Origin of the sequence: Acidovorax sp. JMULE5 (assembly GCF_013376875.1) — a bacterium.
In the GTDB taxonomy this organism is placed as follows: Bacteria; Pseudomonadota; Gammaproteobacteria; order Burkholderiales; family Burkholderiaceae_C; genus Acidovorax; species Acidovorax facilis.
This window is the reverse complement of record NZ_CP035951.1, coordinates 4454851-4475636: the sequence shown is the minus strand read 5'-3', so window position 1 is coordinate 4475636 and position 20786 is coordinate 4454851. Positions and strand designations below refer to the sequence as shown.

Annotated in this window: 20 protein-coding genes; 4 read left to right on the top strand and 16 right to left on the bottom strand. The window is 63.3% G+C overall.

Features of this window, described 5'->3' with window-relative positions; all coding sequences use genetic code 11:
- Positions 1-2: 2 nt before the first annotated feature.
- The 10 genes from gspG to EXV95_RS20345 form a co-directional block, all read right to left on the bottom strand.
- Positions 3-446, bottom strand: a complete 444-nt coding sequence (gene gspG / locus EXV95_RS20390; RefSeq protein WP_055396821.1) for a type II secretion system major pseudopilin GspG — start codon at positions 444-446, stop codon at positions 3-5.
- 26 nt (positions 447-472) lie between these two features.
- Positions 473-1681 carry a type II secretion system F family protein gene (locus EXV95_RS20385; protein ID WP_176888241.1) on the bottom strand — a complete coding sequence of 403 codons (1209 nt, stop codon included), beginning with the start codon at positions 1679-1681 and terminating at the stop codon, positions 473-475.
- Positions 1674-3392 carry a GspE/PulE family protein gene (locus EXV95_RS20380; RefSeq protein WP_176888240.1) on the bottom strand — a complete coding sequence of 573 codons (1719 nt, stop codon included), beginning with the start codon at positions 3390-3392 and terminating at the stop codon, positions 1674-1676. The genes EXV95_RS20385 and EXV95_RS20380 overlap by 8 nt, the downstream gene beginning before the upstream one ends.
- Positions 3393-3464: 72 nt before the next feature.
- On the bottom strand, positions 3465-4403 hold the full coding sequence (locus tag EXV95_RS20375) for a glycosyltransferase family 2 protein (protein ID WP_255484817.1): 939 nt from the start codon (positions 4401-4403) through the stop codon (positions 3465-3467).
- A gap of 68 nt (positions 4404-4471) precedes the next feature.
- A complete protein-coding gene (locus EXV95_RS20370) occupies positions 4472-5665 on the bottom strand; it encodes a DUF1972 domain-containing protein (RefSeq protein WP_176888238.1) in 1194 nt (397 codons plus the stop codon).
- On the bottom strand, positions 5662-6207 hold the full coding sequence (rfbC, locus tag EXV95_RS20365) for a dTDP-4-dehydrorhamnose 3,5-epimerase (protein ID WP_055396828.1): 546 nt from the start codon (positions 6205-6207) through the stop codon (positions 5662-5664). Before rfbC ends, EXV95_RS20370 begins: the two co-directional genes overlap by 4 nt.
- Positions 6208-6213: 6 nt before the next feature.
- Positions 6214-7098, bottom strand: a complete 885-nt coding sequence (gene rfbA / locus EXV95_RS20360; RefSeq protein ID WP_055396830.1) for a glucose-1-phosphate thymidylyltransferase RfbA — start codon at positions 7096-7098, stop codon at positions 6214-6216.
- Positions 7099-7112: 14 nt separating this feature from the next.
- Positions 7113-8003, bottom strand: coding sequence for a dTDP-4-dehydrorhamnose reductase (gene rfbD / locus EXV95_RS20355; protein ID WP_055396832.1), 891 nt, complete (start codon positions 8001-8003; stop codon positions 7113-7115).
- Positions 8000-9094, bottom strand: coding sequence for a dTDP-glucose 4,6-dehydratase (rfbB, locus tag EXV95_RS20350; RefSeq protein WP_121422228.1), 1095 nt, complete (start codon positions 9092-9094; stop codon positions 8000-8002). The genes rfbD and rfbB overlap by 4 nt, the downstream gene beginning before the upstream one ends.
- Positions 9095-9205: 111 nt before the next feature.
- Positions 9206-11191, bottom strand: coding sequence for an SDR family oxidoreductase (locus tag EXV95_RS20345; RefSeq protein WP_055396836.1), 1986 nt, complete (start codon positions 11189-11191; stop codon positions 9206-9208).
- A 227-nt stretch (positions 11192-11418) separates the two neighbouring features.
- On the opposite strand from EXV95_RS20345, the gene EXV95_RS20340 reads away from it, so the two are divergent.
- The 3 genes from EXV95_RS20340 (at position 11419) to EXV95_RS20330 (ending at position 13749) form a co-directional block, all read left to right on the top strand.
- A complete protein-coding gene (locus EXV95_RS20340; RefSeq protein WP_176888237.1) occupies positions 11419-12024 on the top strand; it encodes a phasin family protein in 606 nt (201 codons plus the stop codon).
- A 229-nt stretch (positions 12025-12253) separates the two neighbouring features.
- A complete protein-coding gene (locus tag EXV95_RS20335; RefSeq protein ID WP_121422226.1) occupies positions 12254-12916 on the top strand; it encodes a TetR/AcrR family transcriptional regulator in 663 nt (220 codons plus the stop codon).
- Between the two features lie 56 nt (positions 12917-12972).
- A complete protein-coding gene (locus EXV95_RS20330) occupies positions 12973-13749 on the top strand; it encodes a hypothetical protein (protein WP_055396843.1) in 777 nt (258 codons plus the stop codon).
- Between the two features lie 192 nt (positions 13750-13941).
- On the opposite strand, the gene EXV95_RS20325 is transcribed toward EXV95_RS20330, so the two are convergent.
- Positions 13942-14709 carry a type III pantothenate kinase gene (locus EXV95_RS20325; protein WP_176888236.1) on the bottom strand — a complete coding sequence of 256 codons (768 nt, stop codon included), beginning with the start codon at positions 14707-14709 and terminating at the stop codon, positions 13942-13944.
- Positions 14710-14889: 180 nt separating this feature from the next.
- Here EXV95_RS20325 and lysM point away from each other — a divergent pair, with 180 nt between their 5' ends.
- The gene (gene lysM / locus EXV95_RS20320) at positions 14890-15375 is read left to right on the top strand and encodes a peptidoglycan-binding protein LysM (RefSeq protein WP_055396847.1); all 486 of its coding nucleotides are present in this window, start codon (positions 14890-14892) and stop codon (positions 15373-15375) included.
- 196 nt (positions 15376-15571) lie between these two features.
- Here the strand turns inward: lysM and EXV95_RS20315 are convergent, their stop codons facing one another.
- The 5 genes from EXV95_RS20315 to glyS form a co-directional block, all read right to left on the bottom strand.
- Positions 15572-15994 (bottom strand): rhodanese-like domain-containing protein, encoded by a 423-nt coding sequence (locus EXV95_RS20315; RefSeq protein WP_176888235.1) that lies wholly within the window; start codon positions 15992-15994, stop codon positions 15572-15574.
- A 137-nt stretch (positions 15995-16131) separates the two neighbouring features.
- Positions 16132-17109 carry a M48 family metallopeptidase gene (locus EXV95_RS20310; protein WP_176889128.1) on the bottom strand — a complete coding sequence of 326 codons (978 nt, stop codon included), beginning with the start codon at positions 17107-17109 and terminating at the stop codon, positions 16132-16134.
- Positions 17110-17120: 11 nt separating this feature from the next.
- Positions 17121-17897: a 1-acyl-sn-glycerol-3-phosphate acyltransferase gene (locus tag EXV95_RS20305; RefSeq protein ID WP_176889127.1), complete on the bottom strand. Its 777-nt coding sequence runs from the start codon at positions 17895-17897 to the stop codon at positions 17121-17123.
- A 65-nt stretch (positions 17898-17962) separates the two neighbouring features.
- The gene (gene gmhB, locus EXV95_RS20300) at positions 17963-18574 is read right to left on the bottom strand and encodes a D-glycero-beta-D-manno-heptose 1,7-bisphosphate 7-phosphatase (protein WP_055396855.1); all 612 of its coding nucleotides are present in this window, start codon (positions 18572-18574) and stop codon (positions 17963-17965) included.
- Positions 18575-18626: 52 nt separating this feature from the next.
- On the bottom strand, positions 18627-20768 hold the full coding sequence (gene glyS / locus EXV95_RS20295; RefSeq protein WP_176888234.1) for a glycine--tRNA ligase subunit beta: 2142 nt from the start codon (positions 20766-20768) through the stop codon (positions 18627-18629).
- Positions 20769-20786: the final 18 nt, after the last annotated feature.

Sequence of the window (20786 nt, the reverse complement as noted above, 5' to 3'; positions counted from 1 at the left end):
CGTCAGTTAAAAACGTCCGCGTTCTCACCGTCACCGCCCGGCTTGGCGTCGGACCCCAGAGAGAACACGTCGGGCCCGCCATTGCGTCCCGGGTTTTTGTACAAATAGGCGGCACCCCAAGGATCAGAAGGCAGGCCCTTCTTCAGGTAAGGGCCATTCCATCCCTGGGCCGTTGCGGGCCGCTCTGCCAGGGCACGCAGCCCTTCAGCATCATTGGGATAACGACCGACGTCCAGCTTGAAAAGGTCCAGGCTCTGCTCAATTTCCGAGATCTGAATGCGGGCCGTCTTGGACTTGGCACCGCCGAGTTGATCAAGCACCTTCGGGCCCACCAGCCCGGCAAGCAACGTCAGAATCACCAGAACCACCAGCAATTCAATCAGCGTGAAGCCCGAGGAACGCTGCGCTCGCGCCATTGCTTTGTGTTCAAAATTCACTACATTCATTTCAAAATCTCTCAAATAATCCAGAATCAAATTGTGTCGTTGATCGACAAAACGCCACCCAGAATCGCAATAATAATGAAGGCAACCAAGGCCCCCAAAACAATAATAATCAAGGGTTCCATGGCTGCCAAAACACGCCCCATGGTACGCCGACCTTCATCCTCATAACGATCCGCCAAACCCAGCAGAGTAATATCAAGCTGCCCTGTTTCCTCTGCAACCCGAATAAGCTGCGGGGTGCTGGATTTCCCGAAGTAAGGAGAGACAAACCCTGTGGAAAGTCGTTTGCCTGTTTTTACAATGCCCACCAGAGGTTCAATATCCTTGCGCAATGCGGTATTGGTCAGTGTGTCCACAGCAATGCGCAACGCATCCACCATGGGTACACCCCGCTGCAACAAGATGCCGAAGGTGCGGAAATAAATAGCAAACTGCAGATTCCGCAACACCTTGCCGAACAGGGGGAGATCCAACAGCACACTGTCAATGCGCAACCGCCCCGCAGGCGTCGCGCCCCAGCGGGAGCCCAGGAACAAGACCACCGTCAAGCCTAACAGGATTGCCATCCAGTGCGAGCGGATCAGATCACTGAGATCGACCACCAACCGCGTGGAGTAAGGCAGTTTGTCGCCCATGGAATCAAAAATTTCCCGAAACTGGGGAACCACAAATGCCAGGAGCATCACGACGGACAGCACCGCAACAATCAGCAAGATGACGGGATACGTCATGGAGGAAATGACGTAGTTGCGAAGCTTGTCCTCTGCCTCCAGTTGCACCGTGAGTTCTTTCAGAACCACATGCAGCGAACCAGAAGTTTCCCCCGCCCGAATCAGAACCAGATATTGGCGCCCAAGATCCCGCTCAAACGGCAGCAGCGACTGGTACAGAGACTTACCGCCACGCACCCCTTCCTCGACCTTGGCAATGAACGCTTTCAGCCGCTCCGTGTTGGCCGTCTCCTTGAGCATGACCAGCGCCTTGTCCAGCGGCATGTTGGCCTGCTTGAGGTGGGCCATCTCGCGGCTGAACAAAAGGATCTCGCCACGTTTGAGCTTGCCCCCCCGGCTTTGCGGCTCATCTTGGGCAACTGCTGCCGACTCGTCTGCAATACGGACCGGCGTCACGCCCTGCCCAATGAGTCGCAGTCGCGCGGTCTCCACGTTCAGCGCGCGGATCGTCCCCTGGCAGGCCTTGCCATCGGACGTGATTCCATCGTATTGAAATTCAATCATTTTGACGCGCAACGCGCAGGACTTCTTCCGCAGTCGTCAGACCTTTGAAGACCTTGGTGGCGCCATCCTGCAACAAGTTCCCCCCGGCATAGGCGCCATCCCCGCCCCCCAACGAAGAACCTCTTTCGAGCACCACCTTTTTTACGTCTTCTGACATTACCAGCAACTCATGAACGGCCAACCGCCCTCGGTAGCCGGTCCCCCGGCATGCAGAACAACCGACGGACCGATAGATGACTTGACCCTCCTCCATGGACATGCCCAGGGAGGCTGCGGCAGCCTGCGCCTGGTCCGGCAGCAACGGCGCTTTGCATTCCTCACACAGCTTGCGCACCAGGCGCTGCGCCAGCACGCCAATGACGGACGCCGTGATCAGATAGGGCTCCACACCCATATTGATCAGCCGCACGATGGCCCCGAGTGCGCTGTTGGTGTGCAGGGTGGACATGACCAAGTGGCCCGTCAATGCCGCCTGGACCGCAATTTCAGCGGTTTCGCCATCGCGCATTTCCCCGATCATGATCACATCAGGATCCTGGCGGAGAAAGGATCGCAGCACCTTCGCAAAGGTCAGCCCGATCTGGGGCTGGACCTGCACCTGGTTGAGCCATTGCAGCCGGTACTCCACCGGATCTTCCACAGTCAGAATCTTGAGGTTTTCGCCCTCCAGTTCCTGCATGGAGGCATACAGCGTGGTGGATTTGCCAGAACCCGTGGGCCCGGTTACCAGAAAGATCCCATGCGGCACGCTGAGCAGCTGACGCATGGTTTTCAAAGTGGGTGGCGTGAAGTGCAGGCTCTCCAGCGAGAGCAGGTCGAAGTTCTTTTCCAGCAAGCGCATGACGACCGATTCGCCAAACATGGTGGGTATGGTGGACACGCGAGAGTCCATTTCCTTGCCATGCACGCGCAGCTTGGTGCGCCCGTCCTGCGGCATGCGGCGTTCCGCAATGTCGAGCTGCGAAAGGATCTTGATGCGGGACACCACAGCGGGGGCATCCTTGTTATCGATCTCGTCAATGGGGTACAGCTCACCGTCCACCCGTATGCGGACCACCGATTTTTCTTCGTAGGTTTCGATGTGAATGTCGGAGGCCTGGGCCGCCACAGCCTGGGAGAGGATATGGCTCACGCGCTGGATGATGGGGGCCTCCGAAGCCATATCCCTCAGGTGCTCGATGAACTCCGAAGCCTCAAACTGGTCCGCAACGGCTTCTCCTTCCGGCTCCGACTCCTGGACGTACCAGGCATTGAGCTGACTGGATATTTCGGACTCCAGGCCAAAAAAGACCCTGGGAGCATCCCCAAAGACAAGGCGCAGTGCATCGCGCAATGCCGCGCTCTTCGGATCTACCGACGCGAAATCCGGCGTGGACTCAGCGTCCTCTGCATTTCCCAAGGGAAGCAGGTTGTTGGCCAGCAAAAAGCTGGTGTTCAACCGCGACGTTTCCGGCTTTTCCTTGGGGAAGGCGTCTTGACGCACCAAAGGCAATCCGGCCTGCCGGGACAGTGCGGAGTAGACATCCACCTCAGACACCAGTCCCAGACTGATAAGCAGGCGCCCCAGACGACCGCCCATGGAACGCTGGACCTCTAGCGCCCTCTCCAGGTCATTGCGCGACAACTTCTGGTCCGCAAGGAGCATCTCACCGAGCCTGGGCGCAGCGATATCGACGCTTTCCACTTCACCAATTTCAGCCGAGAGCTTCATTACCAACGCCTTTGAACATTCTTCCAACCACCCAATACCCGGGCCCGACTTGTCTCACTCGGGCGGAGTGAATCACTTGAACCACAGCAAACAGCGGCTTAATCGATCCAATTCGGGGCCCACATAATATTCGCGATATCCAAAAATTCTCGCCCTCAGAGGCCCACCCCTCCACGCAAGGTATTCTGACACGTAGCCTTCATCCAGCCCCAAGGCGCGCAATCGCAGCTGCAGCGCCTGCGCCTGCAGATAGGTAGCCCCACCCAGCACCCGGACACGCCGGACGATCCCCTGGCCGTTCGTCAAAAGACGGAGCAAACGCGTCTTCAGGCTGCGGTCCCTGGCGCCCACCTGGTTGGCGCCATGCTGGCGATACAGGATCAGCGGGGTTGGCACAAAACACCTATGGCCGCTTCCACTCACCAGGCCACACCACCAGTCGTGCATGATGGTCTCCTGCGGGAGGGGCAAGGCCATTCGCAACAGAGTGCGGTTCACCATCATCGTGCATCCCGTCACCTGGTTCACGCTGAGCAGCGAAAGTGGCGAGCACTGCAGAGGGTCCATACGTTGGTATGTGGCGAAGGACTCCGAAATCACGCCCAAGTGCTCATCCACCACCGTCAGGTCGGAGTGCACCAGACAAGGCAATTCCGCACCACCCTCTTGCTCCATTTGCACCATTTCTTGGAGGCACAGCTCGATTTTCGGAGGGAGCCAGACATCGTCCTGGTCCGAGAAAGCAACCCAAGCAGCCACACCATCATGCAGGCTGGCCACCATGAGATTCTCAAAGTTTCGGACCAGCCCTTGCCCATGGTGGGGGTTGGGCACATGCACCAAACGCTCTCCAAAGCGCACCCGGTAGCTCTCCAGGATTGCAGGCGTGTCATCCGAAGACCCGTCATCGCTGACGAGGAGGCGGAAATTCTGGTGGGTCTGGGCCAACAGCGAATCGAGCTGGGCACGAAGATACTTCGCCCCGTTGTACGTGGCCAGCAGCACATCCACCAGCGGTGACTGCGAGGGGGCAGCCCCGCCCGCCCCTCCGCGTGAGGCCAATCCGTGAGTCGGCTCAGTCACACGGTCCCCGTGCTGGTTGTTGCAGCGCTGTGGGGCCGGCATTCTGAATGCATCAGCGCCTCGTAGGCATCTGCGATGCTATCCCAGGTGTAGTGCTCCGCCACGATATCGCGGGCACGCTGGCTTCGCTGCGGCAGCATGGCGTCCGACTGGTCAACCAATAGATCCAGGCTGCGAGCGAGTTGCTCGGGGGTTGCAAAGTAGTCGGCCGCATCGCGTGCCACTTCGCGGTTGAACGGGTTGTCGTGCGCAATGACCCAGTTTCCGCAGGCCAGTGCCTCGAGCAGCGAAGGGTTCGTCCCCCCCACCGAGTGCCCGTGCAGGTAACAGGCCGCATGTACACGCAAGCTTGCGAGCTGCCCGGTGTCGTAGATGCCCCCCACGAAACGCACGCGGTCGCTGGCATGTTGCCTCAGCAGTTGCTGGTAGGCCGTAGCACCGGACACATCCCCCACGATGACCAACGGCCAGTCACCTTCGTGCATCTCATAGCCTTGAACGATTTCAAGGATATGGTTTTCTGGCTCCGGGCGCGCCACGACCAGCATGTAGCGGCGGGGCTTCAGCCCCCAGGCAGAAAGCACGGAAGGGTCCACGTCCCGGTCCTGCACCAGTTCGGCGCCGTAGGCAATGAAGCTCGACGGAGCCCCCTTGGGATAAGTCTCGCGGAACCGCTGTGCAATGGCCTCGGCATCGGCGATGAGGCGCGTGGCCACCCGGCTGGCCACCCACTCCATGCAGCGCAGGTAGATGCGTGCAGCCCTCCCCCATTTGCTGCGGGCCCACTCCAGTCCGTCCACATTGATCCAGACCGGAACCCCAAAAACCCGGGGCCACCAGCAGGCCCACGCAGCGCCATACCCCAGCATGTAGACCAGGTCGTACCCCCGCCGGGCGTCCCACAGGCAGGCACAGTCGTAGGCCAGGACCGATGCAGCCCCCCACCGGGGCCGACGTTTGTGGCGCACGCGAACACCTTGGTAGAAGATGTCTTCGACGGACGACTCGCTGGTCTCTGCATACACAGTGACCTCGTGGCCCCGCTCCACCAGGCGTATCGAGAGTTGTTCGGCAAAGGTTTCGAACCCCCCATAGCTCGCGGGGATGCCCCTGGCTCCCAACAGGGCGATCCGCAGCTTGGCAGGGCGGTCCGGAGATCCGCCCGTTGCACGCCCCTGCGCCGTCGTCAAAGGTCTGCCTCAGCGAACCAGCGCCCCGCCTGATCCTTCGCCGAAAGCTGAATAGCGGCATCCACCGCTGGCCAGGCGATGGCAAGCTCTGGATCGTCCCAGCGAATGCAGCGCTCATGCTCCGGGCTGTAGTAGTCGGTGGTCTTGTAAAGGAAGTCAGCCGATTCGGACAACACCAGAAAACCGTGAGCAAGCCCCGGCGGCACCCAAAGCTGCCGGTGGTTGTCTTCGGTCAACAGGGCCCCCACCCACTGGCCAAAGGTGGGTGACCCCTTGCGAATATCCACTGCCACATCAAACACAGCGCCACGCACCACGCGCACGAGCTTGCCCTGCGCCCTGGGGGGCAACTGGTAGTGCAGGCCCCGCAACACACCCTGGCTGCTGCGGCTGTGGTTGTCCTGCACAAAATCGCACTGGACCCCCGTGGCCTCCCGGAAGGCCTGCTGGTTGAAGCTTTCGTAGAAAAAACCACGGCTATCGCCGAACACCTTGGGCTCAAGGAGGACAACGTCTGGGATGGATTGCCGGATGGAGTGCATGGGGGATCAATAGACTTTGTCGTTCAGCAAACGCTGGAGGTACTGGCCGTAGCCGTTCTTGGCAAGAGGTTGTGCCAGGCGCTGCAACTGGGCACTGTCGATCCAGCCGGCGCGCCAGGCAATTTCCTCGGGGCAGGCAATCTTGAGGCCCTGGCGATGCTCCAGCGTCGCAATGAACTGGCTGGCCTCCAGCAGGCTTTCATGGGTGCCAGTATCCAGCCAGGCATAGCCGCGGCCCATGATCTCGACATTGAGCTGCCCCTGCTCCAGGTACAGCCGGTTCAGGTCGGTGATTTCCAGTTCGCCGCGTGGCGATGGTTTCAAGCTCCGGGCCATCTGCGCAACCTGGTTGTCGTAGAAGTAGAGGCCTGTGACGGCATAGCTGCTCTTGGGCTGAGCAGGCTTTTCCTCCAACGACAACACTTTGCCCTGGGCATCGAACTCGGCCACACCGTAGCGCTCCGGGTCGTGCACATGGTAGGCAAACACGCTGGCACCCGCAGAGCGCTGTTGAGCGTTGCCCAGCAGTTCATGGAAATCGTGCCCGTAGAAGATGTTGTCTCCCAGCACCAGGGCGCTCGGAGCCCCATCCAAGAAAGACTCCCCGATCACAAACGCCTGCGCCAGGCCGTCCGGGCTGGGCTGCACCGCGTATTGCAGGTTCAAGCCCCATTGGCTTCCATCCCCCAGCAGTTGGGCAAAACGCGGCGTGTCCTGCGGGGTGCTGATAACCAGAATGTCCCGGATGCCCGCCAGCATCAGCGTGCTGAGCGGGTAATAGATCATGGGCTTGTCGTAAACGGGCAGCAGTTGTTTGCTGATGGCCAGCGTGGCCGGGTGCAGCCGGGTGCCGGAGCCTCCTGCGAGGATGATGCCTTTGCGTTGCGTCATGGTCTGGGGTCCGTTCAGAGAATTTCCGTGAGCATGCGCGCCACGCCCTGTTGCCAATGGGGCATCTGCAAACCGAAGGTGGACTGCAGCTTGTGGGTGCTCAGGCGCGAGTTGTGGGGGCGCACGGCCGGTGTGGGAAATGCGCTTGTGGGCACAGGCGCGACTTCTTTTGCTATTATTTTTGTAGCTATTTGCGCTTTCTGGGCTTGCGCCAGCACGTATTTTGCATACTGATTCCAGTTGGTCTCGCCCGCAGCCACGCAGTGGTACAGGCCTGCATCCTGCGGGCGCTGCTGCAGGTGGCGCAGCGCGTGGGCGGTCACATCGGCCAGCAGGTCGGCACCGGTGGGCGCACCCCATTGGTCATCAATCACCGTCAGCCGCTCACGCTCTTGCGCCAGCCGCAGCATGGTCTTGGCGAAGTTGCCGCCGCGTGCTGCGTAGACCCAGCTGGTGCGCAGGATCAGGTGTTTGGCGCCCGCCTCTGCAATGAGCTGCTCGCCTTCGAGCTTGGTGCGGCCGTAAACGCTCAGCGGGGCGGGTGTATCGGTCTCCACCCAGGGGCGGCTGCCGCTGCCATCGAAAACATAGTCCGTGCTGTAGTGCACGAGCCAAGCACCCAACTTCGCGGCCTCCTGCGCAAGGGCTCCGGGCGTGGTGGCATTGAGGGTGCGGGCAAACTCGGCTTCGCTCTCAGCTTTGTCCACGGCCGTGTGGGCGGCGGCATTGACGATGACATCGGGGCGCAGGGCGCGCACCGTATCAGCCACGCCGGCGGGGTTGGAAAAGTCACCGCAGTGCTCGGTGCTATCGAAGTCCAACGCCGTGACGGAGCCCAGCACCGACAGGCTGCGCCGCAGCTCCCAGCCGACCTGGCCACCCTTGCCAAACAGCAGGATGTTCATGCAGTGGCGCCCGTCACAGCCGCAGCGGAGGCCTCCTGCGCATACTGGGTCTGCACCCAGTCGCGGTAGGCGCCGGTCTGCACGCTGGCCACCCAGTCCGCATGGTCCAGGTACCACTGCACGGTCTTGCGGATGCCGGTGTCGAAGGTCTCGGCGGGCTTCCAGCCCAGCTCGCGCTCGATCTTGCGCGCGTCGATGGCGTAGCGGCGGTCGTGGCCGGGGCGGTCTTTCACATAGGTGATCTGGGTGCGGTAGCTTTGGCCGTCAGCACGGGGGCGCAGCTCGTCGAGCAGGCTGCAGACCATGTTCACGATCTCGATGTTGGGCTTCTCGTTCCAGCCCCCCACGTTGTAGGTCTCACCGGGCGCGCCAGCCTCCAGCACGCGGCGGATGGCGCTGCAGTGATCCTTAACGTACAGCCAGTCACGCACCTGCATGCCATCGCCATACACGGGCAGGTTCTTGCCGGCCAGTGCGTTGACGATCATCAGCGGGATCAGCTTTTCGGGGAAGTGGTAGGGCCCATAGTTGTTGCTGCAGTTGGTGGTGAGCACCGGCAGGCCGTAGGTGTGGTGCCAGGCGCGCACCAGGTGGTCGCTGGCGGCCTTGCTGGCGCTGTAAGGGCTGTTGGGCTCAAAGCCACGCGTCTCGGCGAAGGCCGGGTCGGTGGGGGCGAGCGAACCGTACACCTCGTCGGTGGACACATGCAGGAAGCGGAAGGCGGCACGCTCGCCCTCGGGCAGCGCGCTCCAGTAGGCACGCACGGCCTCCAGCAGGCGGAACGAGCCCACGATGTTGGTCTGGATGAAATCCTCGGGGCCATGGATGGAGCGATCCACATGCGATTCAGCCGCGAAGTTGACCACGGCGCGCGGCTTGTGCTCAGCCAGCAGGCGGGCCACCAGCGCGGTGTCGCCGATATCGCCCTGCACAAAGATATGGCGCGCGTCGCCCTGCACGCTGTCCAGGTTGTGCAGGTTGCCCGCGTAGGTGAGCTTGTCGAGGTTGACCACGGGCTCGCTGGAGGCAGCAAGCCAGTCAAGAACGAAGTTGGCGCCGATGAAACCCGCGCCGCCAGTAACCAGAATCATAGGGAGGGCCGTGTGAAATGCCTGCTCGGCAGAACCCACGATTATCCCACCCCGCCCGGCCCCCGGGTAACAGAGTTCAACGCGGGTATTTCTGCCCGGGCCGGCGGGTCATCAGAAGTGGATGCCCCGCATCATCTGCTGCAGCGCCACGGCCTCGGCAGACAACTGCGGCTTGGCGTCCTTGCTGCCCTTGGCGGCGGTGGAGTCTGGGAACATGCGAAAGCTCGTGTTCATGGTGATCTGCGCCACGCGTGGAACCAGCGCGTGCAGCAGCTGACCGGTGATGCCCAGCCGCGTGGCGATGCGCACCGGCTTGAAGATGCAGGCCTGGGCGATCATGTCGGCCGCCTCCTCGGGGCTCAGCGTGGGCACGTTGTTGTAGATCTTGGTAGGCGCGATCATGGGCGTGCGCACCAGGGGCATGTTGATGGTGGTGAAGGTGATGCCCTGGTCGGCAAACTCGCTCGATGCGCACCGCGTCCAGGCGTCCAGGGCCGCCTTGCTGGCCACATAGGCCGAAAAGCGGGGCGCGTTGGTCAGCACGCCGATGGAGCTGATGTTGACCACATGGCCCTTGCGCTTAGCCACCATGCCGGGCAGAAAGCCCATGGTCACGCGCAGGCAGCCGAAATAGTTGAGCTGCATGGTGCGCTCGTAGTCGTGGAAGCGGTCGTAGCTCGACTCGATGGCGCGGCGGATGGAGCGGCCCGCGTTGTTGATGAGGAAGTCCACACCGCCGTGGTTGTCGATGAGCAACTGCACAAAACGGTCGCAGTCGGTCATGTCGGCAATGTCTGCCGAGTAAGCGATGAATTGGTAGCCCTTGGCCTTGGCTTCGGCACAGGCCTCGTCGAGCTTGTCCTGGTCACGCCCGCAGATGATGGTGGTGGCGCCTGCCTCGGCAAACTTGTGCGCTGCCGCCAGCCCAATGCCAGAAGATCCACCGGTGATCAGCACCACCTTGCCCGCCACCGTGCCCTTGAGCGTGCGGTCGATGAACAGCTCGGGGTCGAGGTTGCGCTCCCAGTAGTCCCACAGCCGCCAGGCGTAGTCCTTGAGATTGGGGCAGGTGACGCCGGAGCCCTTGAGCGCGGCCAACGTTTCGCGGCAATCAAAGCGCGTGGGGTAGTTCACGAAGGTGAGCATGTCCTCGGGCAGACCCAGGTCCTTCATCACCGCGTTGCGCACGCGGCGCACGGGCGCCAGTGCCATCAGGCTCTTCTTCACGCTCTTGGGGATGAAGCCCAGCAACGCGGCGTTGACGAACAGGTTCATGCGCGGCGCATGGGCTGCGCGGCTGAAGATATCGAGCACATCGCCCACGCGGTAGCCCACTGGGTCCACCAGGTGGTAGCACTTCTTGGTGATGTCCTTCTGGTGGCTGATGACGTTGAGGGCGTTGACCACAAAGTCCACGGGCACGATGTTCACGCGCCCCCCTTCCAGGCCCACGGTGGGCATCCAGGGCGGCAACAGCTGGCGCAGGCGCTGGATGAGCTTGAAGAAGTAGTAGGGGCCGTCGATCTTGTCCATCTCGCCGGTCTGGCTGTCGCCCACCACCATGGCCGGGCGGTACACCGTCCAGGGCACCTTGCAGTCCTGGCGCACGATCTTTTCGCTCTCGTGCTTGGTCTGGAAGTACGGGTGGTCCAGACCCTCGGCTTCCTCGAACATGTCCTCGCGGAACACGCCTTCGTACAGGCCGGCAGCCGCGATGGAGGAGACATGGTGGAAATGCCCGGCATCAATCGCCTTGGCCAGGTCCACCGTGTTGCGCGTGCCCTCGATGTTCACGGCCACCTGGGTTTCTTCGTCAGCAGAGAGGTCGTACACCGCAGCCAAGTGGTAGAAATGGTCGATCTGGCCTTTGAGCTTCTTCACGTCGTCTGCCGCCACACCCAGCTTCTTCGCGGTGAGATCGCCAAACACAGGGACCGCACGCGTGGGCCCGACACCCCAGAAGCTGCGCAGGTCGGCCACCTTGTCCGCACTTTCCTTGCGGATCAGGAAATGCACCACCGCCCCCTTGCGCTCCAGCAGCTTCTTGACCAGCCGCTTGCCAATAAACCCCGTTGCCCCCGTCACGAAATACTGCATGGATAACTCCTCTGAGATAGCTTCATTCTTGCCCAAGGCCTGCGCGCACCGATTCAGCAGAAACCCGCGCCGATGCTAGGCGGCCAGCGAACGCCCCCGCTAGATGGCACGCTCTACATTTTTAGGAGCGCGCGCCTACACCTGTCGCGCCGTGCGGCGTACAGTGCGGCCATGCGTCGAAGGCAACCCGCCCCGGCAAACCCAACCAACCGCACAACGGAGGCCCCATGGTCAAGAAACTGCAGAAACTCAGCGCCGACAAAAAGAAGAGCAACGCCCAACTGTCCAGCACCGTCAAGGACTCCGCCCAGCAGATCTGGCTGGCAGGCCTGGGTGCCTTCTCCAAGGCACAGGAAGAAGGCGGCAAGGTGTTTGAAGCCCTGGTCAAGGAAGGCCTGACCATCCAGCGCAAGACCCAGGCCGTGGCCGAAGAAAAGATCACCGAAGCCACCAGCCGCGTGACCACCATGGCCAGCGACATCGGCTCCAAGGCCCAGGGCCAGTGGGACAAGCTCGAAAACATCTTTGAAGACCGCGTGGCCAAGGCCCTCGCCAAGCTGGGCGTGCCCTCGGCCCGCGACCTGGAAGCCCTGAGCGCCCGTGTGGACGCCCTGGCCAAGGGCAGCAAGGCCGCACCCGCCAAAGCTGCTGCCAAGGCAGCCACCAAGCCTGCAGCCAAGGCCCCCGCCAAGAAGGCAGTGGCAAAGAAGGCTGCTCCTGCAAAGGCAGCCGCCAAGCCTGCAGCCAAAGCCCCCGCCAAGAAGGCGGCTGCAAAGAAGACCGCGACACGTGCCGCTGCCGACGCAGCCACCAGCACGCCATCGGCCAGCTGATCACGGCTTGCCACCGGCAAGCACCCAGCCCGCTCCAAGCGGTCCACGCGCCAAGGCGTTTGGACCGCTTTTCTTTTTTTGGTGAAACCCATGAAGTGCGCTACAAGCAGCCTAGGTACTGCATACACACCCCACGTTCATGTCGCACTGCAGCATGACCGTGTGGGTTAGAGTAGCCATCAGAGACAACGCAACAACGACGCCAAACGACGCGAAGGGGCCCGCACACATGGTGAAGAAAGCGCCACGCCGCACCGCAGAACGCATTCTGGAAGTGACGCTGGACCTGTTCAACCGGTTCGGTGAGCCCAACGTCTCCACCACCCTGATCTCGGCCGAGCTGCGCATCAGCCCCGGCAACCTGTACTACCACTACCCGGCCAAGGACGAACTGATCAACGCGCTGTTTGATCGCTACGAAACCTCGCTGACCGAACTGCTGGCCGCCGCCGATGGTGTGCGCAATGTGGAGGACGCCTGGTTCTTCATGCACTCGCTGTTCGAGCTGATCTGGCAGTACCGTTTCCTGTACCGCGATCTCAACGACCTGCTGTCCAAGAACCGGCGCCTGGAAACCCACTTCCAGGCCATCCTCAAAAACAAGACCCGCGCCGTGCGCGCCATGCTGGACGGTATGGGCCGCGCTGATGCACTGCACATCGACTCGCGCGAACTGGAGGCCACCGCCACCAGCATGGTCGTGGTGCTCACTTACTGGCTGAGCTTCGAATACGTGCGCGACCCACGCCGTGCACTGGAGCCCGAAAGCGCCCAGGCCGCGCTGCTGCGCGGAGCCCACCATGTGCTGAACCTGCTCATGCCCTACCTCGAAAGCGGCCAGCGCGCCCACCTGCTGCAGCTGGTCGGCGCCTACGCACCAGCGCCAGGCTGATACGCGGCCCACCCGCCACAGACACCCACCAACAAGAACTTCCGGAGACACACACCATGGCCAAATGGACCCCCTTCCCCCACGCCGGCGACTACCAATTTGACGCTGCTAGCGTCAAGAAGCATTGGGCACGACTGCATGGCGGTGATGCCGAACCCTGCCCCAAGGACGCTGCCGCGCTGGAAGCCTGGGCGCTGTTCCACAACGGTGATTTTGAGAAAGCTGCGGCAGCGGGCATGGCAGCCGGTGGCGCGGGTATCACTGCCGCCAACAAGGCCACCTCCATCTATGCCAACTACCTGGAGCCGAAGGAGAAGGCGCGCCTGGACCTGTTCATGCAGGTGGCCGAACGGGCGGAGGCCCAGGCCGCCAAGGAGCCCGACAACGCCAACGCCTGGTACTGGCATGCCTACGCACTGGGCCGCTACAGCCAGGGCATCAGCGTGGCCAAGGCGCTGGCGCAGGGCTTGGGTGGCAAGGTGAAGGACTCGCTGGAGAAGGCCATTGCCCTGTCGCCCAAACACGCCGATGCGCGCATTGCGCTGGGCGCCTTCCATGCCGAGGTGATCGACAAGGTGGGCTCGCTGATTGGCGGCATGACCTATGGCGCCAAGAAGGACACGGGCCTCAAGCTGTTTCAGGAAGCCCTCAAGCTCAATCCGGGATCGGCCATCGCGATGATCGAGTACGCCAATGCGCTCGTCATGCTGGAGGGCGACAAGAAAATGCAGGAAGCCACCGCGCTCTACGAAAAGGCCGCCGCCGCTGAACCCATGGATGCCATGGAGCGGCTGGATGTGGAGATGGCGCGGGCTGAACTGGAAGAAGAATAAGGGGGCATCCCCCTGAGCGGCTTTGCCGCTTCCCCCTTCTCTCGACTGGCTACGCCATTCGGGAAGGGGGACGACACCCTCGCTGCGGGGCGGCCCTTGCTTGGTGTCCCTGGCCTGGGCAGCGCCAGTTTTGCAGATCAATGGTCATAGAGAGCCGCGTCGCACTAATGCAGCGACAGCGTTACAAAGCCCTCAGCCCCCAAACCGCCGTGTGGCAATCTCCAGCAGGCCGTCAAAAATCAGGTTGTCCACCAGCTCGAACGGCCGTGTCATGCTGGGCGCCATCTTCCAGCCTGCGCCGCCGGTCATGATGCAGGCGGGCTCCTGGCCACAGTGCTGCAGCAGGTGCTGGTACATGCGCTCCACGGCACCGGCGATGGCGTAGGTGCCGCCGCTGGTCAGTGCATCGCTGGTGTTGGTGGGAAAGGGGCGCACTTCACCCGTGGGCACATGCAGGCCGGCGGTGCCGGACTCGAGCGCGCGCAGCATGATGCCGTGGCCGGGCAGGATGAGGCCGCCCATGAAGCGGCCCTCGGTGTCGATGCACTCCACCGTCACCGCCGTGCCCACCATCACCACCACCAGCGGCCGCGCCGGGCCACGTGCCAACACATGGTGGCGCGCGCCGATCATGGCCACCCAGCGGTCCGAGCCCAGGCGCGAGGGATGGTCGTAGCCGTTGGTGAGCCCCGTCTCCTGCGCCGACGACACCACCCACGAGGGGGTGACGTCCCAGATTTCCATCTGCTCTTGCACGCGGCGTTTGACGGCATCGCCCGCCACCACGCAGCCCAGCATGCGCTCCGGGTGGGGCAGCGACTCCCAGCTACCTTCAGCCAGGCGGTCGATGTGATCGAGAAACTCGGCGCCATGCGCAATGAGCGCAGCCCCGGGGCGGGGAGCGTCGTACAACGCCCATTTGAGACGGGTGTTACCGACGTCGATGGCCAGAAAAGTCATGCGGCGGATTATCCCGAGTTTTGCGATGCACCTCTGCCCGAGGGCGACAGCCCCCGGCTGCACCACCCCTGCCCGCCCACAAATTGTGAAAAATCGTGTCGCGCCCGTGTCCGACACGACGCAGCCGCCCATTGCCGCTACAGTGGTCCTTCCTGTTTCTGCAACATTAGGAGGTACGACATGGGTCTTTTCAGTTTCATCAAGGAAGCCGGCGAAAAGCTGTTCGGCGGCAAAGAAGCACAGGCCGCCACGGCAGCAGCCCCCACGCAAGATGAACTCAACGCCAAGGCATCCAAGGCCATCGAGACCTACATCGCGTCCCAGAACCTGGGCGCCAGCAATGTGCAGGTCGCCTTTGAAGGACCCGAAGGCAAAGTCACCGTGAAGGGCACAGCCCCCACGCAGGCGGCCAAGGAAAAAGTCACCCTGTGCTGCGGCAATGTGGCCAGCGTGACCAGCGTCGAGAACCTGATGGATGTGACCAACCCCGAGCCCGAAGCCCAGTACCACGACGTGGTGCGCGGCGACACGCTCAGCGCCATTGCCAAGAAGTTCTATGGCGACGCCAACAAATACCCCGTGATCTTCGAGGCCAACAAGCCCATGCTGAGCCACCCCGACAAGATCTACCCCGGCCAGAAACTCCGAATCCCGCAGGCTAAGTAACCCCTGAGTCGCCTGCGGCGCCTTCCCCCAAGGGGGACGCACCCGGTGGCCCGGCAAAGCCGGTTCCACGGGTGCACTGGCATGAGTCGGGGGTGTACCGACGCCCCAAACAAACGGAACGCCGGGGCAAGTCAAGCTTTAGAATCAGCTGCCAGCGCTTATCTATAAAGCGCTGGCAGCTATTTTTTTGGGAGCATCAACCCTGCTTCCACGGCAGGCCATGAAAGCGCCAGCCGCCCTTCTTGCCACGCTGGCCCTGCGCATCGGCGTCGCCCTCAAAACCTTCCAGGATGTTGTAGGCCGTGATGCCCAGCTCAGTAGCGCGGCGCGCGGCGGCGATGGAGCGCACGCCGCTGCGGCAAAGCAGCACAGCCCGGGCGCCCTCAGGCACGGCCGTGCGCATCTGCGCATCAAAATCCGCGTTCATGGCCATGCCCGGCCACTGCTTCCACGCCACGGCGATGGAGCCGGGCACCTGCCCCACCCATTCACGTTCGGCGTCGCTGCGCACATCCACCAGCACCGCCTGGCCGGCCTGTACCCACTGCCACGCCTGCTGGGGCGTGACGTCTCCTGCGTAGCCTTCGGCGGGAGAAACGGAGGAGAGCGTATTTGTCATGGTTTGGATCCTTTCTGGGCACTAGGCAAAACGTTTGAACTGGGCGCGACCAGTGCGAGGGACGCAAGCCAAGGGCCGCCCCGCAGCGAGGGCGTCGTCCCCCTAGGGGGAAGGCGCCGCAGGCGACTCAGGGGGATTCACCACAAAGGCGCGGGCTCATCCCGCAAGCGGCTGCGCAGCTGCGCATAGTCGGGCACCACGGTGGCCACGGTGTCCCAGAAGCGCGGACTGTGGTCCATCACGCGCAGGTGGGCCAGCTCGTGCGCCACCACGTAGTCGATGATGGCCGGGCGGTAGTGCAGCAGGCGCCAGTTCAGGCGGATGGAGCCGTCGGCCTTGGCACTGCCCCAGCGGGTGTTGGCGCTCGACAGGCGCAGGCTGGCCCAGCGCACACCCAGCAGCGGGGCGAAATGGTCGAGCCGGGCCGTGAAGTGGCGGCGCGCGTCACGCATGAGCCAGGCCTGCACGGCGTCGCGGATCTGCGCGGGGCTGGCGCTGTGGGGCAGGCCGATGTGCAGGCTGGGTGACACCACATCGGTGCCCGCCACCAGCGCACCGCCTTTGCCAGCAAAACCGTGGCTCGGGTCCAGCACCACGGTCAAAGGCTCGCCCAGATAGGGCAACACGGCGCCATCGGCCCAGACAATGCGGCCGCCTTCCATGCGCTGGTGGCGCTCGCGCGCCTCAGACAGCTTGCGCAGGATCCATTCGGACTTCTCGCGCAGCGCAGAATCCACGCCCGACAGGGTGACCCAGCTGGGCGCACGCACCGACAGCCCATCGGCCCCCACGGTAAAGCCGATGGTGCGGCGCCGCGCGCGCTGCAGCGCATAGGCCACGACGGCGTCGCCCAGCAGCACTTCGCGGCTGGCCTGCGGGTGGCGGAATTCGGCCGGGGACAGCAGGGATGGCAGCGGTACGGCAGGTGCCGCAGGCATTGCAGGCCGATTTACTACTGTTTTAGGAGCTACTGGCGCTTGTCCATCCATCGCTGGAGGCATTTTTTGCTTGAAATCTGCAGCCGTCACTCCCGGCGCCACAACCGGTGCAGCCGGTGCGGCCGGAGCGACCGGCGGGTCGAAAAGGTCGAGCGCCAACTGCACAAGCCGCTGCATCACGGACTGACTTACTTCTCGCCCGCCTTGGCGTGCGGGGGGATGACCACGGCTGGGTACGCATCAGGGTCCAGGCGGCGCATCTCGGCCTCGATCCAGGCCTCCACTTCGCGCATCAGCTCGTCGGGCTTGCGGCCTGCGCTGGGAATGGGCTTGCCGATGGACACATCCACCACGCCCGGGCGCTTGATGAACGCCTTGCGCGGCCAGACCTTGGCGGACGTCACGGCAATTGGCACCACTGGCGCGCCGGTGTCGATGGCCAGGCGGGTGCCGCCGGTCTTGTAGTTGCCCTTTTGCCCACGCTCAATGCGCGTGCCTTCGGGGAACATGATGATCCAGATGCCCTGGGCCAACAGGTCCTTGCCCTGCTGCACCACCTTGTGGAAGGCCTGGGTGCGCTGGTCGCGGTCGATGTGGATCATGTCGAGGCGGCCGATGGCCCAGCCGAAGAACGGCACACGCAGCAGCTCCTTCTTGAACACATAAGCCAGGGGGCGCGGCATGATCGCTGGCATCAGAAAGGTCTCGTACGTAGACTGGTGCTTGACCAGCAGCACCGCCCCCGCGTTCTCGCCCTGCGGCAGATTCTCCATGCCGATCACGTTGGCCCGTATGCCCAGGATCACGCGGGCACCGCTGATGCACAGTGACAGCCACGCGCGGGCGATGCGGTACAGCGGCTTGCCGCGCACGCCCAGCAGCGTGCCCAGCATGATGGTCAGCGCATAGGGCACCACAGTGATGCCCATCCAGAGAAGGTGAATGACGGAACGGATAAAGGCCATTTTGATGGTCATTTTGGCCGCCAGCGCTTATCTATCAAGCACCAACAGCTATTAAAGTAATAGCATCAGAAAGCAGCGCCGCCAGGCGCTGGCAGGGGTGTCGCCGCCAGGGGTGCCGCAGCGGGCTGCACAGCAGGCAAAAGCTGGTCCACAAAATCACCCAGGCTGGCATGCACGCGCGTGCCCGGCGGAACCCCCGCTGGCAAGGGGCCACCCGGGTGTACCTGCGCCGACTGCCCCGTGCACACCAGGTGCAGCTGTGCGCCCAGTGCGGCGCCTGCCTGCAGGTGCGCGGTGCAGCTGCCCACCACCTGCACATCCTCACGCTCCACCCCATAGCGGTCACTGATCTGCTCCAGCAGGCCGGGGGCGGGCTTGCGGCACGCACACTCCTCATCGGCCGCGTGGGGGCAGTAGAAAACGGCATCAATGCGCCCGCCCACCGCCGCCACCTGACGGTGCATCTTGGCGTGGATGGCGTTGAGCGCCACCACATCAAACAAGCCCCGGCCCAGGCCCGGCTGGTTGGTGGCCACCACCACATGCCAGCCCGCATGGTTGAGGCGCGCAATGGCTTCGAGCGCGCCCGGCACAGCGGTCCACTCGTCGGCAGCGGTGACGTAGTCGTCCGCCAGCGGATTGAGGGTGCCGTCGCGGTCGAGGATGGCGAGTTTCATAGGAGGGGTTTACCTTGTGAGAACCGCCAGCCTAGCAGCTTGTGCAAACCGGTCAAACCGCCAGGCGGGACAGGTCGGCCACGCGGTTCATCGCGTTGTGCAGCATCTTGAGCAGGCCCAGGCGATTCATCCGCACATCCAGCTGCTCGGCGTTGACCATCACATCGTCAAAGAACGCATCCACCGGCGCGCGCAGCACGGCCAGGGTCTGCAGCGATGCGGTGTAGTCGCCAGCATCGAACTGGGCGTTGGCTTCGGGCACGAAGCGCTGCAGGGCAGCGTAGAGGTCCTGCTCGGCTTTTTCCTGCAGCAACTCGGGGTTGACGTGGGCATCCACCGGGCCTTCGACCTCGGCCTTTTTAAGGATATTGCCAACGCGCTTGTTGGCGGCAGCGAGGGCGGGGCTTTCGGGCAAGGCGGCGAAGGCACGCACTGCGGCCAGTTGCTTTTCGACCAGTGCCAGGCGCTGCGGACGCAGGGCCAGCACCGCGTCGACTTCCTGGGCGCTGTAGCCCTGCTCACGCAGGCTGCCGGCGAGGCGGTCGTAGATGAAGTCGGCCAGGGCCGCTGAAGCATCGGTGATCTTGTCGCCAAAGGCGGGCACGGCACCAGCCAGCAGCGCATTCATCTCCAGCGGCAGATCCTTCTCGACCAGCATGCGGATCACGCCCAGCGCATGGCGGCGCAGCGCAAACGGGTCGCGGTCACCCGTGGGCAGGTTGCCAATGCCAAACATGCCCACCAGGGTTTCCAGCTTGTCGGCCAGGGCCACCACGACGCCAGCGGTGTTGCGCGGCAGCATGTCGCCCGCAAAGCGGGGCTTGTAGTGGTCTTCGATGGCGTGCGCCACGGTCTCGCCCAGGCCGTCGTTGAGTGCGTAGTAGCCGCCCATGATGCCCTGCAGCTCAGGGAATTCGCCCACCATGTCGGTCACGAGGTCGGTCTTGGCCAGTTGCGCGGCCAGGTCGGCATCGGCCACCAGAGCAGCGTCGCCCAGTTGCGTGGCAATGGCCTTGGCAATGGCCCGCACGCGCTCCACGCGTTCACCCTGCGTGCCTAGCTTGTTGTGGTACACGACCTTACCCAGACTCTCGACGCGCGAGGCCAGGGTCTTCTTGCGGTCCTGATCAAAGAAAAACTTGGCATCGGCCAAGCGCGGGCGCACCACGCGCTCGTTGCCGCCGGTCACAAAGCTCGTGTCTTCGGGGCTGATGTTGCTGACCACCAGGAACTTGTTGGTCAGCTTGCCTGCGGCGTCCAGCAGCGGGAAGTACTTCTGGTTGGCCTTCATCGTGAGGATGAGGCACTCTTGTGGCACGCCCAGGAACTGCTCTTCAAACTGGCAGATGACCACGTTGGGCCGCTCGACCAGCGCGGTCACCTCGTCCAGCAGCGCTTCGTCTTCGATGGGACGGGCGCCATTGCCGACCTTTGCGGCAGCAGCGGCCAGCTGGCGCGCGATCTCGGCCTTGCGCTCGGCAAAGCTGGCGATCACGGCGCCGTCCTTCTTCAGGGTGGCGGCGTAGCTGTCGGCATCGGCCAGCACCACGGGCGACACGGCGGCTTCAAAACGGTGGCCGGTGGTGCTGTTGCCAGCCGTCAGGCCCAGTGCCTTCACGGGCACCACGGTGCTGCCGTGCAGCGCCACCAGACCGTGTGCGGGGCGCACAAAATTCACGCTGGTCCAGCCGGGCAGCTCGCAGTCGGTTTCGAGCTGGTAGCTCATCACCTTGGGGATGGGGAGCTTGGCGATGGCTTCATCCAGCGCCCTTTGCAGGCCAGCCGCCAACGTGGCACCGGGCACAACGCTGTCGTAGAACAGGGCTTCGGCCTTGCCGTCCTGCGCGCGCTTCAAGGCAGCCACAGCGGCTACGGGGTTGGACACATCGGCGCCCAGCGCCTGCAGCTTTTTCAGCAGCGAAGGCGTGGCGTCGCCGCTGGCGTCCAGGCCCACGGTCACGGGCATCAGCTTTTGCTGCACGGCCTTGTCAGCGGCCTTGTCGGCCACGGCGGTCACATGCGCGGCCAGGCGGCGGGGCGAGGCAAAGGGCGTGACTACCGAGGCAGCCGTCGCCAGGCCCTGGGCCTTGAGCTGGTCGCCCAGCACGGTGGCGAAGGCATCGCCCAGCTTTTGCAGCGCCTTGGGCGGCAGTTCTTCGACAAACAGTTCAACGAGGAGGTTTTGGGTCGTCATGTTCTTGTTCTTTCCGCG

Coding starts and splice junctions, on each gene's coding strand:
- lysM (WP_055396847.1), top strand. CDS start 14,890: ATGGGTCTTTTCAGTTTCATCAAGGAAGCCGGCGAAAAGCTGTTCGGC.
- EXV95_RS20345 (WP_055396836.1), bottom strand. CDS start 11,191: ATGCAGTATTTCGTGACGGGGGCAACGGGGTTTATTGGCAAGCGGCTG.
- EXV95_RS20325 (WP_176888236.1), bottom strand. CDS start 14,709: ATGACTTTTCTGGCCATCGACGTCGGTAACACCCGTCTCAAATGGGCG.
- rfbA (WP_055396830.1), bottom strand. CDS start 7,098: ATGACGCAACGCAAAGGCATCATCCTCGCAGGAGGCTCCGGCACCCGG.
- gspG (WP_055396821.1), bottom strand. CDS start 446: ATGAATGTAGTGAATTTTGAACACAAAGCAATGGCGCGAGCGCAGCGT.
- rfbC (WP_055396828.1), bottom strand. CDS start 6,207: ATGCACTCCATCCGGCAATCCATCCCAGACGTTGTCCTCCTTGAGCCC.
- rfbB (WP_121422228.1), bottom strand. CDS start 9,094: ATGATTCTGGTTACTGGCGGCGCGGGTTTCATCGGCGCCAACTTCGTT.
- EXV95_RS20340 (WP_176888237.1), top strand. CDS start 11,419: ATGGTCAAGAAACTGCAGAAACTCAGCGCCGACAAAAAGAAGAGCAAC.
- EXV95_RS20310 (WP_176889128.1), bottom strand. CDS start 17,109: ATGCAGCGGCTTGTGCAGTTGGCGCTCGACCTTTTCGACCCGCCGGTC.
- glyS (WP_176888234.1), bottom strand. CDS start 20,768: ATGACGACCCAAAACCTCCTCGTTGAACTGTTTGTCGAAGAACTGCCG.
- rfbD (WP_055396832.1), bottom strand. CDS start 8,003: ATGAACATCCTGCTGTTTGGCAAGGGTGGCCAGGTCGGCTGGGAGCTG.
- gmhB (WP_055396855.1), bottom strand. CDS start 18,574: ATGAAACTCGCCATCCTCGACCGCGACGGCACCCTCAATCCGCTGGCG.
- EXV95_RS20305 (WP_176889127.1), bottom strand. CDS start 17,897: ATGGCCTTTATCCGTTCCGTCATTCACCTTCTCTGGATGGGCATCACT.
- EXV95_RS20330 (WP_055396843.1), top strand. CDS start 12,973: ATGGCCAAATGGACCCCCTTCCCCCACGCCGGCGACTACCAATTTGAC.
- EXV95_RS20385 (WP_176888241.1), bottom strand. CDS start 1,681: ATGATTGAATTTCAATACGATGGAATCACGTCCGATGGCAAGGCCTGC.
- EXV95_RS20380 (WP_176888240.1), bottom strand. CDS start 3,392: ATGAAGCTCTCGGCTGAAATTGGTGAAGTGGAAAGCGTCGATATCGCT.
- EXV95_RS20315 (WP_176888235.1), bottom strand. CDS start 15,994: ATGACAAATACGCTCTCCTCCGTTTCTCCCGCCGAAGGCTACGCAGGA.
- EXV95_RS20335 (WP_121422226.1), top strand. CDS start 12,254: ATGGTGAAGAAAGCGCCACGCCGCACCGCAGAACGCATTCTGGAAGTG.